An 11711-nucleotide genomic window follows, 5' to 3' on the forward strand; every position below is an offset into this window, starting at 1 on the left:
CAGTGGCTTAGATGGAGGCGATGTCAGTTACAGCTGATTCCACCTGGCAGATCGACAAACACCGAGGCCTCTTGCACACCGCCAGCAGCGCTGGTCGACAATAGCAATCCTCCAATATTGTGATCGTTACTCACAGAGCAAGCGACCCGATAAGCCGTTCCGGAGCCTCCGGCCTCTTGCTGCCGCCGTTATCGCAACCATGTCACAATCGTTATCTTGATCGACCATGGTGATCGCTCAGGTGAACGCTGAACCATGACTAATCCAGACGAGGTGACTGCATGAGCAAGCTCGATCAACTCAAGACCATGACCACCGTCGTCGCCGACACCGGCGACTTCGAGGCCATCGCCGAGTACAAGCCGCAAGATTCGACGACCAATCCGTCACTGCTCTATAAGGCCGCGCAGATGCCAGCCTACCGCCACCTGGTCGAAGACGCGGTGAGTTTTGGCAAGGACAAGGGCAATAACGCCGACGAGCACGCACGTTGGACCATGGACAAGCTCGCGGTCAACTTCGGCGCCGAGATCCTCAAGATCGTGCCCGGCCGAGTCTCCACTGAGATCGACGCGCGGCTGTCCTTCGATACCAAGGCCACGATCGCCCGCGCCGAGGGCCTGATCGACCTCTACGACCAAGTCGGCATCGATGCTCGCAAGCGGGTGCTGTTCAAGATCGCCTCCACTTGGGAGGGTATTCGCGCCGCCGAGTATCTCCAGAAGCAGGGTGTGCACTGCAACCTCACGCTCCTGTTCAGCTTCACCCAAGCCGTTGCCTGTGCCGAGGCCGGCGTGACCCTGATCTCGCCCTTTGTCGGACGCATTCTCGATTGGTACAAGCATGCCGAGAACGTCACAGGCTATCCCGCCGACGAAGACCCCGGCGTCAAATCGGTGACCGAGATCTTCAACTATTACAAACGCCATGGTTACGAGACCATCGTCATGGGCGCCAGCTTCCGCAATCTCGACGAGATCCTCGAGCTGGCCGGTTGCGACTATCTGACCATCGCGCCTAAGTTCCTCGCCGAGCTTGCCGAGGCCGACGGCCCAGTGCCGCGTAAGCTCGACGCCGAAGCGGCACGTTCGATGGAGATTCCGAGTGTCAGCTACGATGAGCCGGGCTTCCGTTGGGCCCTGAACGAGGACGCGATGGCCACCGAGAAGCTATCCGAAGGTATCCGACTGTTCGCCGCCGACACCCACAAGCTCGAGGAATTTACCCGCGAGATCTGCAAGAACTGCTGAGACGCCTATCCGACTGTACTTACCCGTGGCATTCGCGGCGGAATCCTCACAGGGCAAGGGATTGCGCGAGCGCAACAGCGATGATGCGCGGGTCTTCGATCCACGGCAAACGGCTCCAGGCCCTCAGCATTCAAACAGCGCCCGCTCATCGGCGCTGACGCCAATCAGAGCACGCAACACGCAGAGCTTGCCGAGCGTGATAAAGACACACAATCGAGACAGCGAGGCTACATCGGGGCCGGGGCCAGCCCGCGCGCCAGATCGGCCTGAATATCAACCCAATCCTCGAGCCCAATGGCGATCCGGATCAGACCCTCACTAATCCCCGCTGCAGCTCGCGCCTCGGGGCTCAGCCGGCCGTGGGTGGTCGTCGCCGGATGGGTGATGGTGGTCTTGGTGTCACCAAGGTTTGCCGTGATCGAGAGCATCTGAGTGGCGTCGATGACCGACCAAGCAGCCTCGCGCGCTCGGCTCGAATGGGCCGATGCCACCTCGAAGGCGATGATGCCGCCACCGGTCTGCTGCTGCGCCTCTGGACCGGCGCTGGGGCCGTTGGCGATGAGATGATGCTGCGGGTGATCGGGCAGGCCGGGATAGTAGACGCGCGCCACGGCCGGATGTTCGTCGAGCCACTGAGCCAGCAGTTGCGCACTCGCGGCATGGGCGCGCATGCGCAATGGCAGTGTCTCCAGTCCCTTCAGAAACAACCAGGCGTTGAACGGGCTGAGCGAGGGACCGGCCGTGCGCACGACACCGAACACCTCTTCGCCCACCCGCTTGGCATCGCCGACCACCGCACCGCCAACGCAGCGGCCCTGTCCATCGAGATACTTGGTCGCCGAATGGATCACCAGATCGGCACCATGCTCGAGCGGGCGCTGCAGCGCGGGTGTACAGAAGCAGTTATCGATTGCGAGCAGGCAACCCTGCGCGTGGGCAATCTCACTCAAGGGTCGGATTGCGACCATCTCCGTCAGCGGATTCGATGGCGTCTCGGCGAACAGCAGTTTGGTCTCAGGGCGGATCGCGGCGGCCCAGGCGTCGAGGTCGCTGAGCGGGACGTAGTCGGTGGCGATGCCGAAGCGCGCAAGGTATTTGTCGAACAGCATGGTGGTGCTGCCGAACAGACTGCGTGCGGCGAGGATGCGATCTCCAGCCTGCAGCAAGCCCATGCAGGTGGCCAGGATCGCCGCCATCCCGGACGCGGTTGCAACGCAAGACTCGCCGCCCTCGAGCGCTGCGAGCCGTTGCTCAAAGGCACGTACGGTTGGGTTGGTGAAGCGCGAGTAGATATTCCCCGGCTGCTCGCCAGAAAAGCGCGCGGCGGCCTCAGCGGCACTCTCGAAGACGAAGCTCGAGGTCGCGAAGATCGGCTCGCAGTGCTCACCCTCAGCGGTACGCTGATGCCCAATGCGGATCGCGCGGGTGGCGAGATTCATGCGGTGTTGTAGAGCTCGATCACGGTCTCGTCCTGGCGCGACTGGCGCTCTTCCTTGGCGCCGTCGTTGCGAGCGCGCTCCAGCTCTTCGAGGTAGCCCGGGGTCACATCGCCCGTTACATAGACCCCATCGAACACCGAGGTATCGAAGCGGTCGACCAAACTCTTGCCACGCTTTTGTACTGCGTCGATGAGATCATCGAGGTCTTGGAAAAAGAGCCGGTCGGCGCCGAGCGCTTGCTCGATCTCGGCCTCGCTCCGATCATGCGCAATCAGCTCGCTGGCCGAGGGCATATCGATCCCGTAGACGTTCGGATACCGGACCGGCGGCGCGGCAGACGCGAAGTACACCTTACGCGCACCCGCGTCCCGCGCCATCTGGATGATCTGCTGCGAGGTGGTGCCGCGGACGATCGAGTCATCGACCAGCAGCACGTTCTTCTTGCGAAACTCGAGATCGATCGCGTTCAGCTTCTGCCGCACCGATTTCTTCCGCACCTGCTGGCCCGGCATGATGAAGGTGCGACCAATGTAGCGATTCTTGATGAAGCCCTCGGCATAGGGCACGCCGAGATGATTGGCCAACTGCAGCGCGGCGGTGCGGCTGGTATCCGGCACCGGAATCACGACGTCGATATCGTGACTGGGCCAGTCCCGTTTGATCTTGCTCGCCAGCTTCTTGCCCATGCGCGAGCGTGCCTTGTGCACCGAGATGTTGTCGATGATCGAGTCTGGCCGCGCGAAGTAGACGAACTCAAAGATACAAGGCGAGAGCACCGGCTGCGGCGCGCATTGCTTGGTGTGCAGATGACCCTCGACATCGATGAAGACGCACTCACCCGGGGCCACATCGCCGATCAGCTCAAAACCAATGGTATCCAGGGCCACGCTCTCAGAGGCGATGATGTACTCCTCGCCGGCGTCGGTCTCGCGCTTACCGTAGACGACCGGTCGGATGCCGTGCGGATCTCGGAAGCCGAACACGCCAAAACCGGGGATCATCGCCACCGCTGCATAGCCACCCCGACAGCGCCGGTGCACGCCCTCAACCGCACGGAAGATGTCTTGCTCGTCGATGCGCAGCTTGTTCTGCAACTGCAGCTCATGCGCGAAGACGTTGAGCAGGATCTCGGAATCGGACTCGGTATTGATATGCCGGAGATCGTCGACAAAGACGTCACGCTTGAGCTCTTCGGCGTTGGTCAGGTTGCCGTTGTGCGCCAGCACGATGCCGTAGGGCGAGTTGACGTAGAACGGCTGTGCCTCAGACGAACAAGAGCCGCCAGCGGTCGGATAGCGCACATGGCCAATACCCATGTTGCCGCGAAGTCGCAGCATATGCCGGGTGCGGAACACATCGCGCGCCAGCCCCGTGTCTTTGCGCATGTGCAACTTCTTGCTGTCGCTGGTGACGATACCGGCGGCATCCTGACCACGATGCTGTAGCACCAGTAAGGCATCGTAGAGGATCTGATTGACAGGCGACTTGCCTACGATGCCAGCTATTCCGCACATGGCCTTACTTCCTCACAACGCCTTGATGCGCTCGGAGACATCCGGCGGCACCTGCTCCAGCATCCAATCCGCTAGGGTCTTAAATTGATCGAGCAGTTGCGATTGATCCCACCAAGGATCTTCGGTGACCGGTGTCAGCGAAGCCAAGAAGACCACCAGGGCAACCAGCACCGCGCCCCGCGCAGCGCCAAAGACCACGCCAAGCAACCGATCTGTGCCACTCAGCCCCGTCTTATCGACGAGGGTCGCGAGCATATAGCCGAGGATGGCGCCGACGATGAGTACACCGAACACCAGGATCAAGACCGCGACCCCGATGCGCACGGACGGCGTCGAGATCCAGGGCGTCAGTTCAAGCGCCACCGGCTCGTAGAACAGCCAGGCCGCCGCCAAGGCAGCAACCCAGACCGCAAGCGAGATCACCTCGCGCACCAAACCTCTTGCCAGCCCGATCAGCGCCGAAAGCGCGATGATCGCGATGATGACGTAATCAACCCAGATCATAGTGAGTCCTGCCTAAGCCTCGTCGAACACTCTCTTGAACAAGCGTAGATCGAATGCCTGGCAGCCTCGGCCCGTCAGCTTCGACCAGGAAACCGGCTCGATGCGCCGGCGCAGACCGCAACAGCACAGGCGTCGCAGCACTTAACTTGAATCTCAGGCGATTCATTGTCCGGGGTGGCAACGCGCCATGAGCGTTAGGGGTAGCGCTGAACCAATGGCTGACCACCGGTCTCGGCGGCAAGCTGCGTGGCAAGACGGTCCGCCCGAGCACGCTCGATCTCAGGACCAATCCGAACCCTGTAATAGCGACGGCCGCTCACATTCGCCTGCTCGACAAAGGCTGGATAGCCCTTGTTGCGCAGTTCGTCTTGGAGGGCCTGGGCCGCTTCCGGCGAGCCGAGACTCGCGACCTGGATGACCCAGGCGCTGGTGCCAGGGGGCACCGGCTTAGGACCCGCGGCCGCACGGGCGATGGTCTCGCCGCGCCCGTCGTTGGTATCTGTCACCCTGTTTGACTCGCTCGCACGACGCTCTGCTGGCGACGTGCCGGGCTGAGTCTGGCGATCAGACCGAGATTCGGCCGAGGCGGACTCAGCATCGAGCGCCGACGGCGGAGGCTCCGGCGTTGGAAGCGGCAACAACACAACGTCAGGATCGGGAAGCTGCGGATCATATCCCGACTCGGCGAAACTCGAATCGCCATCAGCCACACCATCCAGATCAGGCGCTTCTGGGATGACAATCGGCTCGCCAAGATCATCAGCGCCCCGCTCGACCAGCATCGGCACAAAGATCACCGCCAGCGCAACCAATACGGCCGCACCGACCAGACGTCTCTTAGCCGCCTCATCCATCTGCGTCATGCCCCCAGGATATCCGCTCGTTGCACAACAGATGATTATACAGTAGCAATGATCGAACTGCGCAGTGCAGCCTCGACCGTCACAAAAGAGCCGAACACCAGGATCAGATCATCTGGCCCCGCTTGCGCTGCGGCTGCGGCGAGTGCCTGATCGAGATCGGGATGTGCGACATAGCTGGCCGTCGATTCGCTCTTGGCCAAGGCGGCGGTTAAATCCTCTAGGGCCATGCCTCGATCACTCGCCGAGCGTGCAAGGTGCCAAGCCTCGATCAAAGGCGCAAGCGGCGCGATGACGGCGCTGGCATCCTTATCCGCAAGCAATGAGAGCACCGCAAGACGTCGCCCAGCACAGGGATAACGGGCGAGATTCTCGGCCAAGGTCAGTGCCGCTTGATCATTATGCGCGACATCGAGAATCCAAGTCGGCCGCCCTGGTCGTACGGTGAAGCGACCATCGAGCTTGACCCGCAACAGTCCCTGGCGAATCGCCGCCAGATTGACGGGGAGCCGATCGCTGAGCTGCTCCATCGCGCAGAGCGCTGCAGCAGCATTGTCTAACTGGTGGCGCCCCCGCAAGGCCGGCGCGGGCAAAGCAGCATACCGCTTACCGTTCGCTCCATGCCAGGCCCATTGTCCAGCCTCTGAGGACCAGTCGAACTCCTGCCCAAGCTGCATCGGCAGCGCGCCGATCTCCCCTGCACGCTCACGCAAGCGCGCCGGCGCATCGCGCTGCCCGATCACCGCCGGCTGTCCGGCGCGGAAGATACCAGCCTTTTCAAACGCGATCAGATCGAGGGTATCACCGAGCCAAGCGGTATGGTCAAAACCGATACTGGCCACCAGCGCGACATCGGCATCGATGATGTTCACCGCATCCAGACGCCCACCAAGACCAACCTCGAGCAGAGCGATCTCGACCCCAGCCCGCACGAAGAGGTCCAACGCGGCTAGGGTGCCAAACTCGAAATAGGTCAGCGACGCCTCGGCCCGGACCTGATCGATGCGCGCGAAGGCCGCGCATAGCTCGGCATCAGTCGCCATCTCGCCGTCGATCCGGACGCGCTCGTTGTACTGCAGCAGATGCGGCGAGGTATAGGCGCCACAGTGGTAGCCGGCCGCCCGATACCAGGCCTCCAGGTAGGCAACACAGGAGCCCTTGCCGTTGGTACCACCAACGGTGATCACGGCGCATGGCAGGCGGCCCGGACGGAGCTCAGGATGCAACCGCTGCCAGACCCCACCGATGCGCTCGAGCCTGAGATCGATCCGGCTCGGGTGCAGTGTCTCCTGCCACGCGAGCCAGTCTGCCAAGGTCTGAAAACGCAGGTTCAAAACCGTTGAAACAGCCTCTGTTGACTCAATCAGGCCGGAGCGGCTCGACCCGACACTGCTCAGGTCAGAATCGGCCGGACCAGACGCAGTCTGACCAAACTCAGTCGCGCTAGCATCAGCAGGTGCCCAAGGGCTGGCGGCAACCATGTTCAGAGCGGACTTGTTCAGAGCGGACTCGGCAACAAGGCGCGCGACTCGGTGACCACCGACTCGTTCGCGCTGTTGCTCTCGACGAGACTTTCATCGAGCAGTGAGCGTCGCATCAGCATCGCGACCAGATTACCAATCCGATCACGCAGCTCACGTCGGTCACAGATCTGATCCAGCGCCCCATGATCAAGCAGGAATTCACTGCGCTGGAAGCCATCCGGCAGGGTCTCGCGCACCGTCTGCTCGATCACCCGTGGACCCGCAAACCCGATCAGCGCGCCCGGCTCGGCGATATTGATATCCCCCAGCATCGCCAGGCTCGCCGAGACACCGCCCATGGTCGGATCGGTCATCACCGAGATGAAGGGCAGACGTGCCTCGCGCAAACGGCCGAGCGCCGCGCTGGTCTTGGCCATCTGGAACAACGAAAACAGCGACTCCTGCATGCGCGCGCCGCCGCTCGCCGAGAAGCTGACGAAGGGGGCGTCCTGCTCCAACGCGGCATCGACTCCGCGCACGAAACGCTCGCCAACCACCGAGCCCATCGATCCACCCATGAAACGGAACTCGAACGCCGCCGCAACGCAGGCCATGCCCTTGAGCCGCCCACGCATGACGATCAGGGCCTCCTTCTCGCCGGTCTGCTTCTGCGCCTGGCTGAGCCGATCCTTGTACTTCTTCATGTCCTTGAACTTGAGCGGATCAGTCGAGTCCAGCTCGACGCCAACCTCCTCGGCCGATTCCGGATCAAGGAACTGCTCGAGCCGTTTACGCCCGAGTATCCGATTGTGATGGCCGCACTTGGGGCAGACCTCGAGGTTGCGCTCCAGCTCAGCCCGGTAGAGCACGGCGTTGCAGCCTGGGCACTTGTCCCAGAGCCCCTCGGGCACCGCCCGCTTGCTAATCGCTTCGGTCCGGATACGACTCGGGATCAGCTTCTCGAACCAGCTCATCGCTTCACCACGGGCGCTCTTCTCAGCCATGCTGGCCTCCGTCGTTGGTCTGGTCGATCGCGACCCGCAGCTCGCTGAGGAAGTCGCCAATCACGGCCGGAATCCGCTCCGCCTGCCCTTCCTGCGCAAGCGCCTCGATGCGGCCGACGATGGCGCTGCCAACGATCACCGCATCGGCGACCTGCGCCACCTGCGCCGCTGTCGCGGCATCCCTGATCCCGAAGCCGACCCCAACCGGCAGTTCGATGCGTGCGCGAATTGCGTCCAACTTGGATTTGACCTCGTCGACATCGAGATGACCGGCGCCGGTCACCCCTTTGACCGAGACATAGTAGACAAAACCAGAGGCCACCTCAGCGATCGCCTCGATACGCGCCGCATCAGAGGTCGGCGCCAGCAGGTAGACCAGGTCGAGCCCCTGCGCCTTGATCGCGTCGACCAGCTGATGACTCTCTTCCGGCGGCACATCGACGATCAGCGCGCCGTCCATACCGGCCTCGCTTGCCGCCTCAGCGAAGGCCGCATTGCCCATCACCTCAATCGGGTTCAGATAGCCCATCAGGACCACCGGCGTCTGATCATCGGTCTCGCGGAAGCGGCGCACGATGCCCAGCACATCGCGCAAGGAGACCCCCTGCGCCAAGGCCCGCTCGGTCGCCCGTTGAATCACCGGCCCATCGGCAATCGGATCAGAGAACGGCACCCCAAGCTCGATCAGATCGGCGCCAGCAGCGACCATCCGATGCATCAGCTCCAGGGTCAGCGCGGGCGTTGGATCACCGCCGGTGATGAACGGGATCAACGCGGTGCGGCCCTCGCCGCGCAGGCGCTCGAACAGGGTCTGGATGCGGCTCATAGCTGCAGCCCCTCCATGCGCGCGACGGTCTGCATGTCCTTATCGCCTCGGCCCGAGAGATTGATCAGGATGCTTTGATCCTTGCGCATGGTTGGCGCCAGCTTGGCCGCATAGGCCAGCGCATGGCTGGTCTCGAGCGCAGGGATGATGCCCTCGGTGCGAGTCAGGCCATGAAAGGCCGCGAGCGCCTCGTCATCCGTCACCGCGACATAGCTCGCCCGGCCAGTATCCTTGAGCCAAGCGTGCTCGGGACCAACGCCCGGGTAATCGAGCCCAGCGGAGACCGAATGCGTCTCTTGGATCTGGCCGTTTGCGTCCTCCATCAGATAGGTCCGATTGCCATGCAGCACACCCGGCGTGCCGGCACAGAGCGGCGCCGCATGACGGCCCGTATCAAGCCCATCGCCGGCGGCCTCGACGCCGATCATCGCAACCTCAGTGTCCCCAATGAACGGATGGAACAGCCCGATCGCGTTCGAGCCACCGCCAACGCAGGCCATCACCACGTCCGGCAGTCGCCCGCTCTGCTCGATCATCTGCCCCCGCGCCTCGCGGCCGATCACCGATTGGAAGTCGCGCACCATCGCCGGATAGGGGTGCGGGCCCGCAACGGTGCCGATGATATAGAAGGTGTTATCGACGTTGGTGACCCAATCGCGCATCGCCTCGTTCAGCGCGTCCTTGAGCGTGCGGGTGCCGGACTTGACCGCGACCACCTCGGCGCCAAGCAGACGCATGCGGTAGACATTAGCCTCCTGGCGCGCGACATCGACCTCGCCCATGTAGACCACGCATTCCAGCCCGAGCCGAGCCGCGACCGTCGCGCTGGCAACGCCGTGTTGGCCTGCCCCGGTCTCGGCGATGATGCGGGTCTTGCCCATGCGCCGTGCCAGCAACGCCTGGCCGATGGTGTTGTTGACCTTGTGCGCGCCGGTGTGATTGAGGTCTTCGCGCTTCAGGAAGAGTTGTGCGCCACCCAACTCGCGACTCCAACGCTCGGCATGGTAGACCGGCGACGGGCGCCCAACGTAGTCACGCAGGTCGGCGTCCAACTCACGCAGGAAGTCCGGATCACCGAGATAGCGCTCGTAGGCCTGACGCAGCTCGGTCAGCGGATGCATCAGCGTCTCGGGCACGAACATCCCGCCGTAGGGGCCGAAATGGCCACGGGCATCCGGCCACTGATAAGGCTCAGCCGCCATCATCGGCGGCTTACCGAGTCCGAGATCATCCGCTCTGGTCGCCATCACGTACACCTTTCATAAAGTCAGTCATCTTGTCTGGGTCTTTGACGCCCTTCGCCCGCTCGATCCCGCCGCTCACATCGACGGCATAAGGGCGTAGTTGGCGAATCGCATCAGCGACGTTCGCCGCCGACAGCCCGCCGGCAAGGATCATGCGCTGCGCCTGCTGGGCCGGCACCAGATCCCAGTCGAAACGGCGGCCGGTGCCACCGGCGAGGGCCGGGTCATAGGTATCGAGCAGCAGCGCGGTCGCGCCAGCGTAGCGCTGCGCTTCGGCCTCGAGATCAACGCCGGCACGCACGGCGACCGACTTGATCCAAGGCCGACCAAAGCTGCGGCAATAGTCCGCCGGCTCCTTGCCATGGAACTGCAGCGCGCCGAGCGGAACCCGTTCGAGCACGGCCCGAACACGATCGGCTTCGGCATCAACGAACAGTCCAACCGCGGTCACAAAGGCCGGCACGGCGGCAACCAAGGCAGCCGCCTGCTCCGCATCCACAGCACGCGGGCTGGCCGAATGAAAGACCAGCCCAACCGCATCGACCCCGAGCGCGACGGCCGCATCGACATCCGCAAGCCGGGTGAGACCACAGAACTTGACCCGCGTTCGCATCGAGCGCGCCGCTCCCCATCATCAGAAACCGCGCATTAGATCACAGCCAGGCCATGCTCGTCTGGCCCGCCATCGCCTGGTCTGCCGTCATCCGGGCTCAAATCCTCCAGGTCGCGCGGCAGTCCATAGGCGGCCGGATAGTCGACGCCGACTAGATACAAGCCATGTGCGGGCGCAGTAACGCCGCCGCGCGCGCGATCCTTCTGCGCCAGTAGCTCAGCAGCCCAGCTGGCGGGCCGATCCCGACGCCCAATCGCCAGCAGCACGCCAACCAGATTCCGCACCATGTGATGCAGGAAGCCATCGGCGCCGACGCGCAGCTCGAGCAGTTCGCCACGCTCGATCAGATCGAGAGAGTGCAAGGTGCGCACCGGGCTCTTCGCTTGACAGGCCAGCGCGCGATAGCTGGTGAAATCATGTCGCCCGATCAGCGCCGCGGCCGCCTCACGCATGGGCTCGACCGCCAACGACCGATGGGTCCAGAGTGCGCGTCGATGCCAGAGCGCCGAGCGCACCGGCCGACGCAGAATCAAGTAGCGATAATGCCGTGCCACGGCCGAGAAACGGGCGTGAAAATCGGCCCCGACCGGGCGCGCCCAGCGCACCGCGACATCGTCGGGCAGGTTCGCGTTGACGCCCAGGGTCCAGGCGCGTTCTGGGCGCTCGACCGGGGGCTCGAAATGCACGACCTGCCCGGTCGCATGAACGCCCGCATCGGTGCGACCCGCACAGTGGACTCGGATCGGTTGATCAGCAACCTGTGCAAGCGCCTGTTCCAACACCTGCTGCACACTGAGCGCGTGATGCTGAAACTGCCAACCGCAATACTGCGTGCCGAGATATTCGACGCCAAGCGCGATTCGCGGTGTCGTGCTGACGGCATCGGCAGGGCTCATCATCATGCCTTATATTATCCTTATCTCTCATGGCCAATCGTCGCCGAATCATGGGGTTAGCGTGAAACCAGCGCTTCATCGTCCAGGGTGGGGACGCG

General features: G+C 63.2%; 11 protein-coding genes. 1 reads left to right on the forward strand and 10 read right to left on the reverse strand.

Annotation, left to right across the window (positions count from 1 at the left end; genetic code table 11):
- Positions 1 to 281 precede the first annotated feature (281 nt).
- Positions 282 to 1250, forward strand: a complete 969-nt coding sequence (tal, locus tag CCR96_RS19990) for a transaldolase (RefSeq protein WP_201222732.1) — start codon at positions 282 to 284, stop codon at positions 1248 to 1250.
- Positions 1251 to 1477: 227 nt separating this feature from the next.
- Here tal and CCR96_RS19995 read toward each other — a convergent pair whose 3' ends face one another.
- From CCR96_RS19995 to truA, 10 genes are all read right to left on the reverse strand, one after another.
- Positions 1478 to 2689: an O-succinylhomoserine sulfhydrylase gene (locus tag CCR96_RS19995; protein WP_201222734.1), complete on the reverse strand. Its 1212-nt coding sequence runs from the start codon at positions 2687 to 2689 to the stop codon at positions 1478 to 1480.
- Positions 2686 to 4203, reverse strand: a complete 1518-nt coding sequence (gene purF / locus CCR96_RS20000; protein WP_201222736.1) for an amidophosphoribosyltransferase — start codon at positions 4201 to 4203, stop codon at positions 2686 to 2688. Before purF ends, CCR96_RS19995 begins: the two co-directional genes overlap by 4 nt.
- 12 nt (positions 4204 to 4215) lie before the next feature.
- The gene (locus CCR96_RS20005; protein ID WP_201222738.1) at positions 4216 to 4707 is read right to left on the reverse strand and encodes a CvpA family protein; all 492 of its coding nucleotides are present in this window, start codon (positions 4705 to 4707) and stop codon (positions 4216 to 4218) included.
- A gap of 194 nt (positions 4708 to 4901) precedes the next feature.
- On the reverse strand, positions 4902 to 5570 hold the full coding sequence (locus tag CCR96_RS20010; RefSeq protein ID WP_201222740.1) for an SPOR domain-containing protein: 669 nt from the start codon (positions 5568 to 5570) through the stop codon (positions 4902 to 4904).
- A 35-nt stretch (positions 5571 to 5605) separates the two neighbouring features.
- Positions 5606 to 6901, reverse strand: coding sequence for a bifunctional tetrahydrofolate synthase/dihydrofolate synthase (gene folC / locus CCR96_RS20015; RefSeq protein ID WP_338035921.1), 1296 nt, complete (start codon positions 6899 to 6901; stop codon positions 5606 to 5608).
- Positions 6902 to 7065: 164 nt separating this feature from the next.
- Positions 7066 to 8004, reverse strand: a complete 939-nt coding sequence (gene accD / locus CCR96_RS20020; protein WP_201222981.1) for an acetyl-CoA carboxylase, carboxyltransferase subunit beta — start codon at positions 8002 to 8004, stop codon at positions 7066 to 7068.
- A gap of 22 nt (positions 8005 to 8026) precedes the next feature.
- On the reverse strand, positions 8027 to 8860 hold the full coding sequence (trpA, locus tag CCR96_RS20025; RefSeq protein ID WP_201222750.1) for a tryptophan synthase subunit alpha: 834 nt from the start codon (positions 8858 to 8860) through the stop codon (positions 8027 to 8029).
- A complete protein-coding gene (gene trpB / locus CCR96_RS20030; RefSeq protein ID WP_201222983.1) occupies positions 8857 to 10065 on the reverse strand; it encodes a tryptophan synthase subunit beta in 1209 nt (402 codons plus the stop codon). The genes trpA and trpB overlap by 4 nt, the downstream gene beginning before the upstream one ends.
- Before the next feature lie 22 nt (positions 10066 to 10087).
- Positions 10088 to 10717, reverse strand: a complete 630-nt coding sequence (locus CCR96_RS20035) for a phosphoribosylanthranilate isomerase (RefSeq protein WP_201222752.1) — start codon at positions 10715 to 10717, stop codon at positions 10088 to 10090.
- Between the two features lie 35 nt (positions 10718 to 10752).
- A complete protein-coding gene (gene truA, locus CCR96_RS20040) occupies positions 10753 to 11619 on the reverse strand; it encodes a tRNA pseudouridine(38-40) synthase TruA (protein WP_242519236.1) in 867 nt (288 codons plus the stop codon).
- Positions 11620 to 11711 lie beyond the last annotated feature (92 nt).

Origin of the sequence: Halochromatium roseum, assembly GCF_016653315.1 — a bacterium.
Classification (GTDB): Bacteria; Pseudomonadota; Gammaproteobacteria; order Chromatiales; family Chromatiaceae; genus Lamprobacter; species Lamprobacter roseus.

What these genes read in the sequence shown, in the direction of transcription:
- tal (WP_201222732.1), top strand. Translation starts at nt 282, where the DNA reads ATGAGCAAGCTCGATCAACTCAAGACCATGACCACCGTCGTCGCCGAC.
- CCR96_RS19995 (WP_201222734.1), bottom strand. Translation starts at nt 2,689, where the DNA reads ATGAATCTCGCCACCCGCGCGATCCGCATTGGGCATCAGCGTACCGCT.
- purF (WP_201222736.1), bottom strand. Translation starts at nt 4,203, where the DNA reads ATGTGCGGAATAGCTGGCATCGTAGGCAAGTCGCCTGTCAATCAGATC.
- CCR96_RS20005 (WP_201222738.1), bottom strand. Translation starts at nt 4,707, where the DNA reads ATGATCTGGGTTGATTACGTCATCATCGCGATCATCGCGCTTTCGGCG.
- CCR96_RS20010 (WP_201222740.1), bottom strand. Translation starts at nt 5,570, where the DNA reads ATGACGCAGATGGATGAGGCGGCTAAGAGACGTCTGGTCGGTGCGGCC.
- accD (WP_201222981.1), bottom strand. Translation starts at nt 8,004, where the DNA reads ATGAGCTGGTTCGAGAAGCTGATCCCGAGTCGTATCCGGACCGAAGCG.
- trpA (WP_201222750.1), bottom strand. Translation starts at nt 8,860, where the DNA reads ATGAGCCGCATCCAGACCCTGTTCGAGCGCCTGCGCGGCGAGGGCCGC.
- trpB (WP_201222983.1), bottom strand. Translation starts at nt 10,065, where the DNA reads ATGATGGCGGCTGAGCCTTATCAGTGGCCGGATGCCCGTGGCCATTTC.
- CCR96_RS20035 (WP_201222752.1), bottom strand. Translation starts at nt 10,717, where the DNA reads ATGCGAACGCGGGTCAAGTTCTGTGGTCTCACCCGGCTTGCGGATGTC.
- truA (WP_242519236.1), bottom strand. Translation starts at nt 11,619, where the DNA reads ATGATGATGAGCCCTGCCGATGCCGTCAGCACGACACCGCGAATCGCG.